The organism is Christiangramia sediminicola, assembly GCF_031344135.1.
GTDB lineage: Bacteria > Bacteroidota > Bacteroidia > Flavobacteriales > Flavobacteriaceae > Christiangramia > Christiangramia sediminicola.
The window spans coordinates 461,012-480,107 of record NZ_JAVJIU010000004.1 but is presented as its reverse complement, the minus strand read 5'-3'; the positions used below and the strand labels follow the sequence as shown (position 1 = coordinate 480,107).

Below are 19,096 nucleotides of genomic sequence, written 5' to 3'. Positions count from 1 at the left end.
TATAAATCAATGAATTAAAAAACCTCTTACCCGAAGGATAAGAGGTTTTTAATATTGAATCAATACAATTTCTACTTAGAAACGAACCCACTCACCACCTTCTTTAATAAGGCTGATAGATTCTGTAGTATTTGTACCGTTATAGATATCAAAAGTTAATACATACTTCTGTCCTTCTGGCGCATTTGGAGCGATCTCGTTCAAGAAAGCCTGCATTGCAAGAAGTACTGCATCATCATCCCAGTAAGCAGAAGCTCCCGGACGACGGTCGAAGTTAGAGTAACGCTCCATACTAGCAATTTGAGTTGCTAGATCTGTATTTCCGCTTAAAGCGTCAGCGATGATAGAGTAATCTCCACCAGCAAGCGTGTACTTAATAGTGTTATCTGGAACCCACATTCCATCTTCGTAACCAAACTGAAGAGTTTCAGAAGTTACCGTTGGGATTGCATTCCACTCACCACCTTCAAATACGTAGTTTACATATTCTGTAACAGTAGCTTCACCGTTGTAGAATCTGTATCCTACAGCTTTGTATTCACCTTCCTGAGCATATGGGAATTCTCTTCCTAGGAAGATTCCAATTTTCATTAGTGCTTCTTCTTCGTCACCGAAGTTAGAAAAGCTCTGTCCGAATTCTTCAGTATATGAATCTGAAGGAAGCATGTAAGGCTCATCCCAATCTCCATTAGTATAAGCGAAAACAGTAGTTTCTTCGATAGTTGATACAGAAGCATCAGTATCGATCACGTAATCGTCTCCACTAAGAACAACATTCATGATAGAAGTTGCAACAGAACCATTGTAGATAGCATAAGAAACGATGAATTTACTTCCATCTTCAGCATCTGGATAAGCTGCTTTTAGTGTGAAGTTCACAGCTTCTAGCAACATAGATTCGCTCCAGTAATTATCACTGCTTGCTCTAACATCGAAAGAACCAAATCTTGCAACGTTAGCAGCTGGCCCTGGGTAAGTTTCAGCGAATTCAGCTCCAACAGCATCGTAATCCTCGTCAGAGAACTCATAAGCAGTTCCTCCAACAGATACGTAAGTATTACCGTCAAACTGGATAGTCATGCTTCTAGTTTCAACGCTACCGCTGTAAACCTGGTAAGAAACATTGTATTTCTGACCTGCAACATCTCCAAATTCTTCAGAAATTATTGCTCCTAAAGCTTCAACAAGCATTTCATCACTCCAGTAGTTATCACTAGTTGTTCTAACATCAAAACTTCCAAACTGAGCTGCGTTTCCAGCAGGTCCAGAATATGTATCAGCAAACTCATCTCCAACGAAATCGTAATCATCGTCATTTAGAGTATAAGAGATCTCTTCAGCAAGTACATTATAAGTAAGCTCTACGAAATCACCCTCCTCTGCCTGAGGATATTTAGCATCAAGAAAATCAATGATCTCTCCTCTACCAGAGAAATAATCTACGCTAAGGTCTACCATTGCGTAATCTGAAGAAGTTACAGTGTAACCATCAACTCTAAGTGGATTGTAAAGATCAAAACCAACGTTGATGATAGAACCATCTCCGTAAGTTGGGTAAAGGTCTGAAAGAAGAGAAGGAATCAAAGTTCTTGCATCTTCTACTGAACCGAAGTTAGGGAAACTCTGTCCCAGGTCTTCGTAATCGTCCTCTGTAAGAACGTAATCAGTCTGCGCAACAGCAAGCTGGCTATCCAGCTCGTTGTCAATTTCGTCATGAATATCATCAAGAGGGTTACAGCTAACTACAACCAATCCTAACAATACCAATAAATAGTTAAAAGACTTTTTCATTGTTATTTTTTTAGAAATTAAGTTTTGCTCCTACTGTATATGTTCTTTCGAAACCGTACCATACAAGAGCTGTACGAGCGTTGTTTCCAAGTCCATTTTGTGCATTAGCAATATATTCTGTGTCAGTAATGTTATATACGTTCGCATTCAAAGTAGCATCAAATCCAGCTACAGAGAAATCGTAAGTAAGACCTACATCTAGAGTTCCAAAGTTTGGTGTTTTCCATACTTCTGGAGTGTCAGGATTAGTTCTGCTTACAGGATCAAAATCAGAATAGAATTCTGCGAAATAGTTATAGTTCGCTCTGAATCTCATATCTGAAAGAAATTCGTAATCTACTCCAAGACCAGCAGTAGTTTGTGGAGTACCACCTACTTTAGTGTCTTCGATGTAAAGGTTGATCTCATCAATTAGGTTTTGCTCCTCATCAAAGATCTGAACACCTTCTACATTATCTTTCCAGGTGAAATCACCTAAAGATGCAAATCCAGTTACACTAAGACCATCAAACGGACGGTATTCAAAGTCTAATTCTAGACCCTGGTGAAGTGCGTTTACACCTAAGATGTTTGCTACACCAAGAGAACCATCAGGGTTGTTATAAGAATAGATCAAAGATCTATCGCTCCATACAGTTCTGTACACATTCACATTTGCTCTTAACACTGGGTTTCTGAAAGTATATCCAAGTTCAGTACTAAAGATCTTCTGATTTTCGGCATCAGGGTTAATGTCATTCACGAAGTTAAGGAAAACAGCGTCAAAAAACGGAGCTTTTTCGAAATATCCAATGTTAGCGAAAAGACCGCTGCTCTTAGTAAAGTTGTAGTTTGCACCACCTTTTACCTGATATCCGAAGAAGTTTACGAAGTCAGTTTCCTGTTGTGGATCTGAATCAAGGTAGTTAAAGTAATCAACTCTCTTGTAAGAAGTATTTGAAGCTGCAAGAGATACGAATGCATCTAGATCACCTTTAGAGTACTCAGCCTGAAGGAATCCACCTTCCCAAAGAACGATACCATCGTTCCAGTAGCTGATCTTATCTCCAACCTGAGCCAGGTTTACTGGATCATTTGCGTTAGAGTCATCAAAATAGTATTGTCCACCAAGAAGGTTTGTTACTTCCTGGAAGTGCTTTCCTTTGTAGTATCTTAAGTCGATACCTGCAAGGATTTCGATATCTTCAGTAATATCTGTAGATAGTGTTGAAAGACCCCCAAACCAGTTGTGGTCGTTTCTTGAAGCTCTAAGGATAGTCTCAGATCCTTCAGCTCCTCTAGCTACGTTTTCATCTACGATTAGATCAAGGTTTACAGGCTGTAGGTAACCATCTCTGTATTCAGAATCAAGTCCAAATTTGTTGGTTCCGGCCCATCCACCTCCACCACCTGTACCAAAAGAGGCGTAGATAGCAGTAGATAATTGAGTTTTTTCATTGATATCCCAGTAGTGATTCAATGACATTTGTGGTTTGTGATAGAAGTTATCTTCAATATGAGTTACCTGTCCATTAAGGTATCCCCAGTCTGAGTTGAATTTAGTTCCTCTGTCACTCTCACGGTAAGTTTGAATAAGGTGTCTGTTCTGACGCTGACCGTGTCTCTGTGGAGCACCGAAAGCAGTGAAAGACAACTCATGATTGTCACCTAATTCTTTAGCGATATTTACGAAGTAGTTGTAACCGATAAACTCAGTACCATCTACATAACCATCACCAACTGTTCTTGAAGCTGAAACTGTAGCAGCAAGTCCGTTTTCAGAAACTCCTGTAGATACAGTCGCTCCAAATTTTGTATATCCATCATTACCAGTAGCAGCGTAAATGCTTCCACCTTTTTCTGCATCTGTAGTTTTAGTAACAACGTTTACAGTACCACCAATTGAAGGTACAGCAACTTTAGCCGCTCCAAGACCTCTTTGAGTCTGCATAGTTCTTGTCACGTCTGAAAGACCAGCCCAGTTACTCCAGTATACACGACCATTCTCCATGTCGTTTACAGGAACACCGTTGATCATTACAGCAATGTTTTCACCTTCGAAACCTCTCATACGAAGCTCAGCATCTCCAAAACCACCACCGGCTTTGTTAGCGTAAACCCCAGGAGTAGATTTAAGTACCTCAGGAAATTCCTGGTTACCAATCTTAGTTTCAATTTCAGCAGCGCTAATTGTTGAAACCGCTACAGGAGTTTTTCTATCAATAGCAAGGTTGAAAGAAGTAACTACAATCTCGTCAAGAGCATCAGCATCAGGAGCCAATACGATTTCACCAAGATCTGTTGTTGCTCCATTACTCACAGAAAAATCTACTGTTTTAGTTTTGTATCCTACAAAACTAAGTTCGATTTTACCAGAAGCTTTGTCAACATTCAGTGTAAAATTACCATCAAAATCTGTTGTTGTTCCGGTGTTTGTTCCTACCACCATTACATTGGCACCAGGAAGAGGGCCATCCATTTCAGGATCGATCACCTTACCGGTAACAGTTCCTTGAGCAAAAATTGTAGCAGATGCAAATAACATCGCCAACAGTAATAATTTCCTCATTTGTTTAATTGTTTGAGTTTGATTAAAAAATTCGTGGCAAAAAAAGCTAATTCCTAAGACCTATACTTTATCCAAATGTTAAGATATTTAACTTTAACATTCTGCCACCGCAAATCTATACAAAAAAAGAAAGTGCCTGATATAAGGCACTTTAAAACTACTAACAGGTTTTTAACAAACTGGGTGTTATTAACTTAAATAAAATTTTAGCAAATTTTTAGTAGAAGAATCGTGATTATCTACCTCTTTGTTTGAGAATTCTGCAAGAATTTTGTTAGCAAGTTGCTTCCCTAATTCCACACCCCATTGATCGTAACTGAATATGTTCCAGATAATTCCCTGGACAAAGATTTTATGTTCATATAGAGCGATTAATTTACCCATACTTTCAGGAGTCAGTTTCTGTATTAGAATAGTATTCGTAGGGTTATTACCATCAAAAACCTTGAAAGTTTTGATCCTGTCTATTTCCTGCTGACTAAAAGCTTTAGCTCTTAATTCTTCTTCAACCTCCTCTTCGGTTTTACCATTAAGCAAAGCTTCTGTTTGTGCAAAGAAGTTAGCCATTAGTTTATCCTGGTGCGATTTATCTCCAAAAAGTGATTCTTTAAACCCAATAAAATCTGTCGGAATCAATTTTGTTCCCTGGTGAATCAACTGAAAGAACGCATGTTGTGAATTGGTCCCCGGCTCCCCCCAGATAATAGTTCCGGTTTGATAATTTACTTTTTCCCCGTTTCTGTCTACGCTCTTTCCATTACTTTCCATAATAGCCTGCTGAAGATAAGCAGGAAATTTATCTAAATATTGAGAATAAGGAATAACGGCTTCACTTTCAGCATTAAAGAAGTTATTGTACCAGATGCTAATTAAAGCTAATTGCACAGGAAGGTTATCTTCAAGGGATGTCTCCTTAAAGTGATCATCCATTTTTCGAGCTCCATCAAGCAATGCGTCAAAATTATCATACCCAATTGCGAGACTAATTGACAATCCAACTGCACTCCAAAGGGAGAATCTTCCTCCTACCCAATCCCACATCGGGAAAATATTCTTTCTATTTATTCCAAAATCTTCAACTTTCTGAAGGTTTGTAGACACAGCCACAAAATGCTTTGAAACTTCTTCCTTAGGAACAAATTTCAGAAACCACTCTCTTACCGTAGTGGCATTACTGAGCGTTTCCATGGTAGTAAAGGTCTTGGAAACCACTAAGAACAATGTAGTTTCAGGGTTCAGATCCTTTATAGTTTCATGCACATGGTCTCCATCCACATTAGAGATGAAATGTACATTTAAATGGTTTTTATAGAATTTAAGACTTTCAGCAACCATTACAGGGCCAAGATCTGAACCTCCGATCCCGATATTAACAACATCGGTAAAAGCTTTACCGGTATAACCTTTTCGCTTTCCACCAATGATTTCTTCACTGAACTGTTTTATCCTGGCTTTTACTTCCTGAACTTCAGGAACAACATTTTCACCATGAACCTTTATATCTGCATTCTTATCTGCTCTTAGGGCAGTATGCAGAACAGGACGATTTTCTGTCTGGTTAATAGCCTCACCAGTAAAATAACTATCGATCGCTTCCTTTAAATGACACTCTTCAGCCAGTTGAATTAATAATGAACGAGTATCTTCAGTAATTCTATTCTTGCTGAAATCTACCAGAAAATCTTCCCACTTGATCGTAAATTTCTCGGCACGCTTTTCATCATTACTGAACATATCTTTCATATGCTCATTTTCGACCTTTTTATAATGATCTTCTAATTCCTTCCAGGCTTGTGTAGTGGTTGGATTTATATTTTTCATTTATATGTTTTTGTAGGGAATTTGTTCTAATTCTTCTTGTAATGGTTTGATATAAGCGAAATATTCATCTTTAAGCTCATCTTCAATATGTTTTGCTGATGGAAGATTTTGACGGTAAGGATCTACCTGCCTTCCATTTACCCAGAAACGATAACAAACATGGGGTCCTGTAGCAAGACCAGTACTCCCTACATATCCAATCACATCACCCTGCTTAACAGTTTGCCCGTTGCGAACATTTCGTTTGGTCATATGGAGATATTGCGTGGTGTACTTACTATTATGCCTAACCTTCACATAATTCCCGTTTCCGGAAGTGTAGCTGGAAGCGATCACGGTTCCATTAGCAGTACTAACGATAGGTGTTCCATAAGGAGCTGCGTAATCTGTACCCAAATGGGCTTTCCATCTTTTCTGAACCGGATGAAAACGTCTTTTAGTAAATCTTGATGAAATTCTTGAATAATTAAGTGGCGCTTTCAGAAAGAAACTTTGCAAAGCTTTTGCTTCCGAATCATAAAAACTTGGTTTTCCTGAAATAGTATCGCTTAGATATCTGAAAGCGTAATAAGGTTCATCTGAATGTCTAAAAACTGCCGCATCAACCTTTTCTACTCCCGCAAAGATGGTATCATCAATATACTTCTCCTGATACACCATCTTGAATTGATCTCCTTTCTGAAGTTTAAAGAAGTCGATACTCCACTGGTATATATTCGATAATTCATAAACTAGCAGGTTACTTAAACCTTGCGCTTGCATAGCTTCTGAAAGTGACGAAGTGATCACTCCGGAGACTTCTCTTCTCTTTACAGTAACAGGTCGCTTTTTCTTTTCCGCATAAATGCTATCTCCCAGAGCAACAACCGTATAATTGATAAGGTCATTTTCGTAGATAAAATACTGCGGTGTCCTGGCCGAATCTTTAGCTTTAAGGATCATATACTTCTTCCCGGCGGTAATTCTCGCAGGATTAAAAGTGTCTTTTACTTTATTAGAGATCTCGAACACTTTCCCGTGACCCACTCCATTCTGGTCCATGATGAAACCAAAACTATCACCAGATTCTATGGTATCCCTGACAACGTCAAAATCATTGAGCACAAAACCATACTCCTTTTCAACAGGAGGCAGTTTTTCTTTTTTCACTTCCTTGACCGCCTGGTCTTTTTCTTCATCATTGCAGGCAACGAGTGCCAGCATCATCATTAAGATTAAGCCTAATTTTTTCAATGTATTACTTTTTATTTTCTGTATTAAAAGTATGATTAACCCATTGTTTTCCCCAATCGTCTTGCTCTTCTTTTGTCCAGAGATTTGGGAAGAATGAAATTCTCTGAAAGCTTGGCGGTAGGAATTTTTTCCAGTTGGTACCACCTGTAGCTTTTACAGTTGTTTTGTCTTTGCTAAGATAACGATAAGCAGCCCCCATATGCATTAATAACCAGTTGATATTTACATTCACATCAAGGTTTCGCATAGCCTGGATAAGATCTTTATTATTTCGATCGTCCTCATGCATCTGTAAGTAACGATGATAAAGCGTATTTTCTTTTACATCATTTGCAATTCTTAAAAACCGGGGAGTGTATCTTTTTTCGAATTGCTTTAGCGTAAGCGTTTTTTCACCCGTTTCCAGGTCTATTCCGCCTCTTTTCCAGTAGATATTTTCGTAAAGTTCCTCCTGGGAATTATCTGAAGAAAAATCCTGCCTGATTTCTGAAAGCACTAAGTTTTCCAAAGGGGTGGAATACAATTCAATCATTCTGAATTGTGCAGATTGAAATCCGCTGGCTGGCAATAACGCCATTCGAAATTTCAGGAATTGTTCTCTTTCCATTCCCTTGATCATCACATCAAATGAATCTATAAGAATTCTGAAATAACGGTTTATTCTATTGAGCTTTTCGATAAAGAAAGGCGCCGTTAACGTAGTGCTTTCTATAATCTGCTTTTGCTCGTGAATTATTAATTTAAAATACAATTCTGTGATCTGATGATAAGTGATAAAGATCATCTCATCAGGAAAATGTGTATTTGTTTTTTGCAGACTTAGTAAAGTGTCTACTTCTATATAATCCCAGTAGGATAAATAACGGTCGTAAAGAAGACCATCCAAATAGGACCCCATATCCTGTCCCGAATTCTTAAACTTCTCTTCCAGTTTTACAATTCGTTCCGCGATTTCGGGTTTTATCTCCATATTTATTTCATTATGATGCTAAATTGATGCTTTAAACCTTTGTATGCTTCAAGGTCTGCATCTAAAGATCCAACAGCGAGATCGGCTTCAATTTTAACAGGGATCTTATTTTTATCATCACTAATCCAGAAAGTTAAGCTTTCCTTTTCCTTAAATACACGACCTGCAAGCACATATGGTCTGAATTTCAAGGTCGCAACCTTTCCAAATTTGGTCTTGATAACTTCTCTCCCCAGGAATACAAGTTTGAAATCTATGTTCTCATCATCGATGAACATATTCAACCTCATCTCGTCTCCGGTCTTCAGCCTATCACTGTCAATTTGGTTGCGAATATAATAAAATGAGGATAACATATCATGTACATTATTGGGTACAGAATATGTTTTTCTATCGCTGGTCTCGCGATTGTGCACGTATGCCTTATTAGCCTGATGATCAAAATTTATTTCCAGGTCCTTGGTATAGCCACCTTCATTAATTTTTCTAATGAATCTGTAAGGTTTTCCTGTCCTTTTATCTATATAAGTCTGGTAATCATCATCCACTTTAAAGAAAAGACTAAGCAGGCCTGTAGATTTTCCTATTCCCTGAACGTGATAAACTGGCTTATTATTGATATTTGTCTCATTTACCTTTAGTGTAGCATAGCTCGCATTGAATAATCCGTAATGAATTCTGAATTTGAACCACTCACCATCCTGAAATGCATCCTGGGCTGAAATCTGGGGGGTAATGAACAAGAAAAAAATGAAGGTAATTGTAAAAAGTCTTTTTATCATAATAATGTTCTAAGTTTCAGTATTTATCCGCTTAATACGCTGATTACAATTACTATTCCAAAAGTATTAAAACAAAAAACCCCATCAAATTAATGACGGGGAATTTTATCTTATTAACCAACTAAAACTTAAATTATGAAAAAAATTTAAATCATTTCCGGTAACCACTCCAGAAATGCGGTGCAAAAGTCTTGTATTTCTACCTTACCCGCAAACCTTAAATAAACTTTAACTTATAAATTATGTGATTATCAAAAAAATGTTTTGACCACCTAAGTTTTAGCAGTTTTTTAATTTTAATTTAATGTACCTCTCAAATCCTGTTCTCTCTCAATCGCCTCAAAAAGAGCCTTGAAGTTCCCTTTTCCGAAAGATTGAGCTCCTTTTCTCTGAATGATCTCAAAGAACATCGTTGGTCTATCCAGAACAGGTTTCGTAAAGATCTGTAATAAGTATCCTTCATCATCACGATCTACAAGAACACCTAATTCTTTTAACGGCTCAAGATCTTCATCTATATCACCTACTCTGTCCAGAAGGTCATCATAGTAAGTTTCTGGAACATATAAGAATTCAACACCTCTATCTCTTAGCTGAGTTACGGTTTCAATAATATTATCTGTGGCTAATGCGATATGCTGAACTCCTGCTCCATTATAGAAATCTATATATTCTTCTATCTGAGATTTTTTCTTTCCTTCTGCCGGTTCATTGATAGGGAATTTAATTCTTCCATTCCCATTACTCATCACCTTACTCATCAAAGCAGTATAATCTGTAGAAATGTCTTTATCATCAAAAGAAACTAATTGAGCAAATCCCATCACTTTTCCGTAGAATTCAACCCATTTGTTCATTTCGTTCCAACCAACATTACCAACCATATGGTCAATAAATTTTAGTCCGGTATCTGGCGATTTTGCCTTCGTATCATAAACTCTGTATCCAGGAAGAAATGGACCTTCGTACTCGCCTCTTTCAACAAATAAGTGAATCGTTTCTCCATAAGTATGGATTCCCGAAATCACGGCTTTTCCGTTTTCATCTTCCAGCTCGTAAGGCTCTACATAAGATTTAGCTCCTCTTTTTGTAGTTTCTTCATAACTTTTTCTGGCATCGTCAACCCATAGTGCCACGAATTTAACCCCGTCACCATGTTTATTGATGTGTTCATTAATACTTCCGTCCTGAGATAAAGGAGATGTTAGTACAATTCTAATTTTTCCCTGCTGCATTACATAAGAAACGCTGTCTTTCTTCCCTGTTTCAAGCCCTGCAAAAGCAATTGGCTGAAAACCCCAGGCGTGCTGATAATAATATGCTGCCTGTTTTGCATTTCCTACATATAGTTCTACAAAGTCAGTTCCCAGAATAGGAAGAAAATCTTCTGCTTCAGGAACTACTTTTTCTAAATTTAATGATGTGCTATCTGTCGACATTTTATTTTATTTTTTTTGGATTATTGATATAGTAAATATTTGAAAATTAAATTCAAAATCTTACCACATCGCTCTATCCTGTGCTGATAAATCTTCTTTCATATTATTCTCTATCCTCTTCTTCTAACCATGACTTATGGTAAGTTTCATCTGCGATCTCCATGGCATCTTCCGTAAGTTTTAGTGGCTTGAAAGTATCTACCATCACTGCAAGTTCTTCAGTCTCTACCTGCCCGATACTTCTTTCAACAGCTCCAGGGTGCGGACCATGTGGAATTCCAGCAGGGTGAAGTGAAATATGTCCAGCTTCAATATCATTCCTACTCATAAAATCTCCGTCAACATAATATAATACCTCATCACTATCTATATTACTGTGACTATAAGGTGCCGGTATACTTTCCGGGTGATAATCATATTTTCTAGGACAGAAACTGCAGACTACAAAAGCATCGGTTTCAAAAGTCTGGTGTACAGGTGGCGGCTGGTGAATTCTACCGGTTATCGGTTCAAAATCGTGAATTGAAAATGCATAAGGATAATTGTAACCGTCATATCCAACAACATCAAATGGATGCGTGGCATAAACCATATCGAAAATTTTTCCCTGCTTTTTGATCTTGATCAGGAAATCGCCTTTTTCATCGTTGGTTTCCAGTTCATGCGGCTGCCTAAGATCTCTCTCGCAAAACGGAGAATGCTCTAACAATTGCCCGAACCAGTTTCTATATCTTTTTGGAGTATAAATTGGTCTTCTTGATTCTACAATGAACAACCTGTTATCTTCATCATCAAAATCTATTTTATAGATAGTTCCCCTTGGAATCAAAAGGTAATCGCCATATTTAAAATCCAGGTTTCCCAGATGTGTGCGCAACTTTCCGGTTCCTTTATGAATAAAAAGCAACTCATCGGCATCTGCATTTTTATAAAAATAATCCTCTGTAGATCCCTGCGGAGATGCAAGAATGATATCACAATCTGAATTTGTAAGCACCGGTTTTCTACTCTGTAGATAATCTGGATGAGGAGTTATTTGAAAACCTCTAAATCTATATGATTTCAGGTTATTGCCTACTGCAACCTTTGGCGTCACATCATAACTACCCTTGATCTCTTTGACCTGGGTAGGACGATGTTCATGATATAGATTGGAAGACATTCCGTCAAAACCAATAGTTCCAAATAATTGTTCGTAATACAAACTACCATCTGGCTTTCTGAATATGGTATGACGCTTATGTGGAATTTTACCAAGCTTATGATAAAAAGGCATAATTATATGTTTTTAAATCGACTTAAAATTCACGAATTATTAATAGAATGCGATAAAATCGACTTTATTTTTCGATTTATACAAATATCATGAAAATTTAGCGAAACAATCTTAAATCTAGTCTAAAAACCGGAGCTGAAAATATAAATTATTGGCATTAAACCGGGTACTTTAAAACCAGAAGCCAAGACTAAAGAACCAGTAGCTTTCTTTGATCTCGGGTGAGTAAGTATATTTCGCTTCCAGTGGCCCCATAAAAGTATCGATACCATAACCCAGGGCAAAACCACTATAATCTGGAGTGCTCAACCAGTTTCCAGTAGTATAAAGACGGTCTTCTACGTTTGCAATATTCACTCCGCCAATAATGTGATGCTTCCTGAAAATCTGGTAATCGATTTCAAAAAGCGCCTTGATATAACTATCTGCTGAAAGGCTTAGGAAATCATACCCATAAAATGGTTTAATATTATTGATAAAGTCATTTCCATATCCACCAAGTAAAAAATCCAGCACCTGAGTCCCGTCGTTACCTATTTTGAAACCGGTTTCCGTAGAGATTCTTGCCGTAAGATTTGTAAACGGTGTAACTGCATAGCCTATGGCTCCTTTTGCTATAGAGAATTCCGCGAAATTATCATTGTAATCTGAAGAATATAGGTACAAATGAAAATCGCCATTAAAACTGATTCCTCTCGTAGGGAAATATTTATTGTCGTAAGAATCAAATTTTAGGTATCCAAAGGCACTCGCATAATGACTATTATCAAAAATGAGTTCGCTGTTCTGATTTAGATCATTAAAGGTAGAGCTACTGAATTTTAAATATTTATGTTCCAGACCTACACCAATAGAGAAGACTTGTTGGAATAAAGTTTCAGCATATATTTGATTGGTAAAATCCTTAAAATTCACTTCCAGTTCTCGAAGCTCTTCAAGGCCAGTATTTTCATCTACCTGCCGTAACGTATTCAGGTTGATATATTTCTCAAAAGTATTATACCTTGAATTCACCCCAACGCTCCAGTAATAACCCTTATCCAGATAATAATTGAAATTATACCTTAGATTATCTCCCACGATCAAGTCTATAGATGCAACATCATTGGTAAAAAGCAAACTTTTCTTGGTAAGATTCACCAAAGCTCCACTTTTATAGAGCTCATCATAATGCAGTCCCAAACGCAGCAACATTTTATTCTCACTTTCTTCGATTTGCATCGCAAGTACATAGTTCCCTTCATCATCTTCAGGAATAAGCTGATAATTGATCCGCTCAAAATTGCCGGTAGCCGAAAGGTTGTTCAAACCTATATTAAGATCATCAAAATTATATGGCTCATCATAATCCAGTTTTAATTTCCCCTGGACATAAGCTCTCGGATAAGTACTGTTTCCCCTTAAGGTCAAAGCGCTAATATTGAAGGTATCAACTTTCGTTACATTTTCTCTTTGATATTGCGCTCCTTCTTTTACAAGTTGAGAGAGTTCTGGAAGTTTCTCAAGTGCAGCAACCCGACCAGAATCGATAATAGCATTTCCCTCTTCAAAAGACATCACCGAAAACGGACTTATATTTGGCTTTATATAAATATCGGTTAGCGGTTTTTTCTCTTTCATGTCCTTGATCGTTCTAAAATTGCTGATCTGTGACATGATCTCAAAAACACTTCTTAGCTCCTCTCTTTTTACCAGGCTATCCTGAACATCCACTCCAATAATAATATCAGCGCCTCTGCGACGTAATTCCTCTACCGGATAATTATTAGCGACGCCTCCATCGGTAAGTAATTGATCATCAATTTTAATAGGACTCAACAAGGTTGGAATAGCCCCACTAGCTGAAATCGCCTTTGCCAAAGAACCTTTGTCCAGAATTACAGCTTCACCGGTTTCAACATTTGCCGCGACACAAAAAAATGGAATTGGCAATTCACTAAAATCATTTACATCACCTACATGCATAGTAAGCCGTGACATAAGGTTATAAATATTTTGTCCTTTAGAGAGACCGGTTGGGAAGGAAACATCAAAATTATCAAATGGCAATGTGATGGCGTATTTTTCTGAGTCTTCCTTTTCATAGAAAGTTTTAGCGCGCCTGGGAAGATCATCCTGGATAAGAATATCGAATTTTGTTCCGTTAAAAATAGAATCCAGTTCGCTTGCCGAATAGCCCGATGCGTAAAGCCCACCGATAATAGCGCCCATACTGGTGCCGCCTATGTAATCTATCTTCACTCCTTGCTCCTCAAGGATCTTTAAAACTCCTATGTGAGCCAGTCCTTTTGCTCCACCACCACTTAAAACCAGGCCGATCTTAGGCTCCTCTTTTTCCTGACCAAAGCCAAGTAAAGTGAAACTTAAGAATATGAAGATCAAAATTTTTCGCATTTATTCGGTATGATAATGATTAAAAACTATTCCCGCTTTTGCAGAACCTACAACATCGGCCAGTTCTTTTTGCGAAGCTTCTTTTACTCTTTTTAGGGATCTGAAATGCGTTAACAGCTCTATAACTGTTTTTTCTCCAATTCCCTGGATCGATTCCAGCTCTGTATTAAGCGCAGTTTTACTTCTTTTATTGCGATGAAAAGTGATCCCAAATCTATGCGCCTCGTTTCTTAATTGCTGAATGATCTTTAAAGTTTCAGATTTTTTATCAAGATACAAAGGAATTGAATCATCAGGATAAAAAATTTCTTCCAGTCTTTTTGCAATCCCAATAATAGCGATCTTTCCGCGGAGACCTAGTGTCTCCAAAGCCTTTACACCGCTTGACAACTGCCCTTTTCCACCATCAACGATAATAAGTTCAGGAAGATCTTCCCCTTCGTTGAGCAACCTTCGATATCTTCTAAACACAACTTCTTCCATTGAAGCAAAATCGTTAGGTCCTTCTACTGTCTTGATATTAAATTTACGATAATCCTTTTTACTGGGTTTCCCGTTCTTGAAAACTACACAAGCTGCTACCGGGTTACTTCCCTGGATATTGGAGTTATCAAAACATTCTATATGCCGAGGCTCTTTACTTAATCGAAGATCTTCCTTCATTTGAGCCATTACCCTGTTCACATGCCTGTCTGGATCTACGATCTTCATTTGCTTAAAACGCTCTTGCCTGAAATATTTGGCATTTCGCTGAGATAACTCTACGATCTTCTTTTTATCCCCAAGCTTTGGAATTACAATCTTTATTTCTTCTCCAACATCAACTTTGAAAGGAACATAAATCTCTTTCGAATTTGAATTGAAACGCTGCCTTATCTCTACAATGGCTAACTCCAGAAGCTCGCGATCATCCTCATCCAGCTTTTTCTTCATTTCAATGGTATGAGACCTGATTATCGCTCCATGAGAAAGTTGAAGGAAATTTACATAGCCATACCCCTCATCGCTCACAATAGAGAAAACATCAACATTACTTATCTTAGGATTAACCACGGTAGATTTAGACTGGTAATTCTCCAGAACATCGATCTTATTTTTAATTCTCTGAGCATCTTCAAATTCCATTTTTGCAGCATGCTCTTTCATCTGCGTTCTGAACCTTTGCAGAGAATCCTTAAAATTACCTTTTACGATCTGCCGAATCGCTTCAATATTATTGTTATACTCTTCTTCCACCTGAAAACCTTCGCAGGGTCCAAGACAGTTTCCAAGATGATATTCAAGACAAACTTTGTATTTACCATCCCTGATCTTGTCTTCAGCCAGGTCATAATTACAGGTTCGTAATTTATAAAGGCCTTTTATTAGGTCAAGAAGAGTATTTACGGTCTTAAAACTTGTAAATGGTCCGTAATATTCACTTCCATCCTTTATTAGTTTTCTGGTTGGAAATACTCGTGGAAACCTTTCATTTTTTATGCAAATCCAGGGATAGGTCTTATCATCCTTCAGCATTACATTGAAACGCGGCTGGTGTTTTTTGATCAGGTTGTTTTCCAGAAGCAATGCATCTGTTTCAGATTCTACAACTATATGCTTGATCTCATTGATCTTCTTAACCATCACGCCTATGCGGTGGCTATCATGTTTTTTATTGAAATATGAGGTTACTCTCTTTTTAAGGTTTTTGGCCTTACCCACATAAAGTATCTTCCCGTTCTTATCGAAATACTGATATACTCCCGGGCTGTTGGGCAGAGTTTTTAACTGAACTTCCAGAGCAGGTTTTTCCATTAGCTCAAATTTAAAACATTAATGAGAGCCAGATAAACTTTTTTCAAATTCAACTTTAAAAATTTCGGTTTCACACTTTAGAATTTGAATATATACCTAAACTTTGCTTTACTTTGCCAAGCCCTTTAATTCATGGGTTTTTAGTATATTGCAATATGGAGAAAATCGTAATTGGCAGGTTTGATAAAGCAGACTTTCCAGCTTTACACCTCAACGATATCGCCGTAAAGATCGATACCGGAGCATACACTTCATCTATTCATTGCGAAAACATTATTGAAAAAGACAATGTAATACACTGTACTTTTCTTGATGAAGAACACCCTCTTTACAACAATAGGGAATTCGTTTTTGAAGATTATGATGTTGTTTTTGTACGAAGCAGTAATGGGATGATCCAGAAGAGATATATGGTACAATCCAATATCAAGTTGTTCAATAAGGTATTTAAGATCTCGCTATCCCTTTCAGACAGGCAGGAAATGAGATATCCGGTTTTGATCGGCAGAAAATTTTTAACCAAAAAATTTATAGTAGACACTGAATTGATTGATGTGTCTTTTAATAAAAAGTTAGATGAAGATAAGAATTCTATCAAGAAACCCTAAGCTATATTCCACTAGCCGACTGGTTGAAGCAGGAAAGAAAAGAAATCATGAAGTTGAAGTAATAGATCCCACAAAGTGTGATCTGGTTATTGAAAAGAAAAAACCCAGTATTTATTATAAAAATCATTTTCTTGACGATACCGATGCGGTAATCCCAAGGATTGGTGCTTCGGTAACTTTTTACGGAACGGCAGTAGTAAGACAGTTTGAGATGATGGGAACATTTACCACTACCGAATCTCAGGCACTGGTAAGAAGTCGTGATAAATTGAGAAGTCTTCAAATACTTTCCAGAGCAAGGTTAGGTCTTCCAAAAACCGTTTTCACTAATTACTCAAAAGATGTTACTGAAATTCTGGACCATGTTGGAGGTGCCCCGGTAATCATCAAATTACTTGAAGGAACACAGGGTCTAGGAGTTGTTCTTGCCGAAACCCAGAATGCGGCAGAATCTGTTATTGAAGCCTTCAACGGTCTTCAGGCCAGAGTGATTGTTCAGGAATTTATCAAAGAAGCTGGCGGAGCAGACATTAGGGCTTTTGTGGTAGATGGACAGGTTGTTGGTGCGATGAAAAGACAAGGTAAAGAAGGTGAATTCAGGTCTAATCTTCACCGAGGCGGTTCTGCTTCGATCATTCAACTTTCAGACGAAGAAGAGAACGCAGCGATCAAAGCAGCTAAAGCAATGGCGCTTGGTGTTGCCGGTGTAGATATGTTACAAAGTAGCAGAGGACCTCTGATCCTAGAAGTTAACAGCTCTCCGGGACTGGAAGGAATAGAAGAAGCTACTGGAAAAGATATTGCTAAAACCATCATTAGATATATAGAAAGAAACGTCTAATATATGCCTCGTATAACCAAGGACAATGTTCTTGAAATTTTAGGTGAAAAAGTCCTTCCAGGAAAGGGCGCCACCATAAATTTCAATATGGCAAAACTTTACACCACTACTTCTGTAGAGGTGCCGGTTATTATAGAACGTTCTAAAAAACCGGGTCCGGTTGTTCTACTTACCGCAGGAATTCATGGAGATGAAATCAACGGAGTAGAAATCGTAAGACAGATCATTTCAAAAGGGATTAATAGACCTAAATCGGGCACTGTTATTTGCATCCCGATCGTGAACATTTTTGGTTTTCTGAACATGGCCAGGGAATTTCCTGACGGGCGTGACCTAAACAGGGTTTTTCCCGGAACAAAAAATGGTTCTTTAGCCAGCAGGTTTGCATATCAGTTCGTGAAAAAAATTCTCCCTATTGCAGATTTCTGTCTGGATTTTCATACTGGTGGGGCAGCAAGATTCAATGCGCCACAAATAAGGGTGAAAAAAGGCGATGAACAAAGCATTAAATATGCTCGAATCTTTAATGCGCCTTTTACGATTCATTCTAAAACGATTACAAAATCTTATCGTGAAACCTGTTCAAAATTGGGTATTCCGGTTTTGCTTTTTGAAGGCGGAAAGTCCCTGGATAGCAATAAAGATGTTGCCCAATATGGTGTTGAAGGAGCTATGCGAATTTTAAGTCATTTGGATATGCTGGCTACTAAATTTGAATATCCTGATGTTAGAAAAGAAACCGTTCTTATCGAGAACAGTTCATGGCTACGCGCTAAATACAGCGGACTTTTACACGTAAAAATTCCATGTGGCAAGCATGTTGAAAAAGGCGAATATATCGCGACCATTACAGATCCATACGGGAAATTCAGACATAAGATCAAGTCTTCAAGTGAAGGTTATGTGATAAATGTGAACGAATCACCAATCGTGTACCAGGGAGATGCCATTTTTCATATTTCCATGCAACCAAAAACCGAAGATCATGCAGAAGGATAACCTGCGTAAGAAGTTTAAAGATCTCAGGCTGAAAATGAATGCAAGCGAGATTGAAGAACTCAGTCTTCAGATCGCAAATAAATCTCTTGAATTACCCATCTGGAATCACAGGTATTATCACATCTTTCTTAGTATTGCTGAACAAAAAGAAGTAGATACAGAGTTTCTGTTACATATTCTGCAAGGCAAGGATAAGGAAGTTATTATTCCGAAATCTGATGCTGAAACCGGAGCATTGACCAATTTTCTGCTCACAGATCAAACAGTGATCAAGAAAAATAGATGGAATATTCCAGAACCTGAAGATGGAATAGAGATCAATTCTGAAAAACTAGAAGTGGTTTTTATCCCATTGCTTGCCTTTGATAAATCAGGCCACAGGGTAGGCTACGGAAAGGGCTTTTATGACAGGTTTTTAGCGGGTTGCCGGCCAGAAATCGTGAAGATAGGACTCTCATTTTTTGAACCGGTAGAAAAGATAGAAGAAATTTTTAGCAGCGACATTCCTTTAAACTACTGTGTAACACCAGATAACATATATAAATTCGGAAATAAATAATTTTTGTATTGATAAGGTTTATACGTTATTTTTAACCTGAA

The 19,096-nt window shown here is 37.8% G+C and carries 14 protein-coding genes; 4 read left to right on the top strand and 10 right to left on the bottom strand.

What is annotated here, in order from left to right; all coding sequences use genetic code 11:
- Positions 1-75: 75 nt before the first annotated feature.
- From RE431_RS12690 to uvrC, 10 genes are all read right to left on the bottom strand, one after another.
- On the bottom strand, positions 76-1,791 hold the full coding sequence (locus tag RE431_RS12690; protein ID WP_309562359.1) for a hypothetical protein: 1,716 nt from the start codon (positions 1,789-1,791) through the stop codon (positions 76-78).
- A gap of 10 nt (positions 1,792-1,801) precedes the next feature.
- The gene (locus tag RE431_RS12685) at positions 1,802-4,339 is read right to left on the bottom strand and encodes a TonB-dependent receptor (RefSeq protein WP_309562358.1); all 2,538 of its coding nucleotides are present in this window, start codon (positions 4,337-4,339) and stop codon (positions 1,802-1,804) included.
- Between the two features lie 189 nt (positions 4,340-4,528).
- Positions 4,529-6,160 carry a glucose-6-phosphate isomerase gene (pgi, locus tag RE431_RS12680; protein WP_309562357.1) on the bottom strand — a complete coding sequence of 544 codons (1,632 nt, stop codon included), beginning with the start codon at positions 6,158-6,160 and terminating at the stop codon, positions 4,529-4,531.
- Positions 6,161-7,393: a peptidoglycan DD-metalloendopeptidase family protein gene (locus RE431_RS12675; protein WP_309562356.1), complete on the bottom strand. Its 1,233-nt coding sequence runs from the start codon at positions 7,391-7,393 to the stop codon at positions 6,161-6,163.
- A 4-nt stretch (positions 7,394-7,397) separates the two neighbouring features.
- Positions 7,398-8,363, bottom strand: coding sequence for a tryptophan 2,3-dioxygenase family protein (locus RE431_RS12670; RefSeq protein WP_309562355.1), 966 nt, complete (start codon positions 8,361-8,363; stop codon positions 7,398-7,400).
- A gap of 2 nt (positions 8,364-8,365) precedes the next feature.
- Positions 8,366-9,142 (bottom strand): DUF3108 domain-containing protein, encoded by a 777-nt coding sequence (locus RE431_RS12665; protein WP_408914518.1) that lies wholly within the window; start codon positions 9,140-9,142, stop codon positions 8,366-8,368.
- Between the two features lie 299 nt (positions 9,143-9,441).
- Positions 9,442-10,584, bottom strand: a complete 1,143-nt coding sequence (gene hppD / locus RE431_RS12660; protein WP_309562353.1) for a 4-hydroxyphenylpyruvate dioxygenase — start codon at positions 10,582-10,584, stop codon at positions 9,442-9,444.
- 103 nt (positions 10,585-10,687) lie between these two features.
- A complete protein-coding gene (locus tag RE431_RS12655) occupies positions 10,688-11,860 on the bottom strand; it encodes a homogentisate 1,2-dioxygenase (protein ID WP_309562352.1) in 1,173 nt (390 codons plus the stop codon).
- Between the two features lie 171 nt (positions 11,861-12,031).
- On the bottom strand, positions 12,032-14,254 hold the full coding sequence (locus RE431_RS12650; protein ID WP_309562351.1) for a patatin-like phospholipase family protein: 2,223 nt from the start codon (positions 14,252-14,254) through the stop codon (positions 12,032-12,034).
- A complete protein-coding gene (gene uvrC / locus RE431_RS12645; protein ID WP_309562350.1) occupies positions 14,255-16,048 on the bottom strand; it encodes an excinuclease ABC subunit UvrC in 1,794 nt (597 codons plus the stop codon).
- Positions 16,049-16,203: 155 nt separating this feature from the next.
- On the opposite strand from uvrC, the gene RE431_RS12640 reads away from it, so the two are divergent.
- Genes RE431_RS12640 through RE431_RS12625 form a run of 4 tightly spaced genes read left to right on the top strand, consistent with a single transcriptional unit; the run spans position 16,204 to position 19,055 of the window.
- Positions 16,204-16,656, top strand: coding sequence for an ATP-dependent zinc protease family protein (locus RE431_RS12640; protein WP_309562349.1), 453 nt, complete (start codon positions 16,204-16,206; stop codon positions 16,654-16,656).
- The gene (gene rimK / locus RE431_RS12635) at positions 16,625-17,497 is read left to right on the top strand and encodes a 30S ribosomal protein S6--L-glutamate ligase (RefSeq protein ID WP_309562348.1); all 873 of its coding nucleotides are present in this window, start codon (positions 16,625-16,627) and stop codon (positions 17,495-17,497) included. The genes RE431_RS12640 and rimK overlap by 32 nt, the downstream gene beginning before the upstream one ends.
- A gap of 3 nt (positions 17,498-17,500) precedes the next feature.
- The gene (locus RE431_RS12630) at positions 17,501-18,496 is read left to right on the top strand and encodes a succinylglutamate desuccinylase/aspartoacylase family protein (protein ID WP_309562347.1); all 996 of its coding nucleotides are present in this window, start codon (positions 17,501-17,503) and stop codon (positions 18,494-18,496) included.
- Positions 18,483-19,055, top strand: coding sequence for a 5-formyltetrahydrofolate cyclo-ligase (locus RE431_RS12625; RefSeq protein WP_309562346.1), 573 nt, complete (start codon positions 18,483-18,485; stop codon positions 19,053-19,055). Before RE431_RS12630 ends, RE431_RS12625 begins: the two co-directional genes overlap by 14 nt.
- The last annotated feature ends 41 nt before the right edge of the window (positions 19,056-19,096 follow it).

Coding starts and splice junctions, on each gene's coding strand:
- RE431_RS12690 (WP_309562359.1), bottom strand. CDS start 1,791: ATGAAAAAGTCTTTTAACTATTTATTGGTATTGTTAGGATTGGTTGTA.
- RE431_RS12685 (WP_309562358.1), bottom strand. CDS start 4,339: ATGAGGAAATTATTACTGTTGGCGATGTTATTTGCATCTGCTACAATT.
- pgi (WP_309562357.1), bottom strand. CDS start 6,160: ATGAAAAATATAAATCCAACCACTACACAAGCCTGGAAGGAATTAGAA.
- RE431_RS12670 (WP_309562355.1), bottom strand. CDS start 8,363: ATGGAGATAAAACCCGAAATCGCGGAACGAATTGTAAAACTGGAAGAG.
- hppD (WP_309562353.1), bottom strand. CDS start 10,584: ATGTCGACAGATAGCACATCATTAAATTTAGAAAAAGTAGTTCCTGAA.
- RE431_RS12655 (WP_309562352.1), bottom strand. CDS start 11,860: ATGCCTTTTTATCATAAGCTTGGTAAAATTCCACATAAGCGTCATACC.
- RE431_RS12650 (WP_309562351.1), bottom strand. CDS start 14,254: ATGCGAAAAATTTTGATCTTCATATTCTTAAGTTTCACTTTACTTGGC.
- uvrC (WP_309562350.1), bottom strand. CDS start 16,048: ATGGAAAAACCTGCTCTGGAAGTTCAGTTAAAAACTCTGCCCAACAGC.
- RE431_RS12640 (WP_309562349.1), top strand. CDS start 16,204: ATGGAGAAAATCGTAATTGGCAGGTTTGATAAAGCAGACTTTCCAGCT.
- rimK (WP_309562348.1), top strand. CDS start 16,625: ATGAAGATAAGAATTCTATCAAGAAACCCTAAGCTATATTCCACTAGC.
- RE431_RS12630 (WP_309562347.1), top strand. CDS start 17,501: ATGCCTCGTATAACCAAGGACAATGTTCTTGAAATTTTAGGTGAAAAA.
- RE431_RS12625 (WP_309562346.1), top strand. CDS start 18,483: ATGCAGAAGGATAACCTGCGTAAGAAGTTTAAAGATCTCAGGCTGAAA.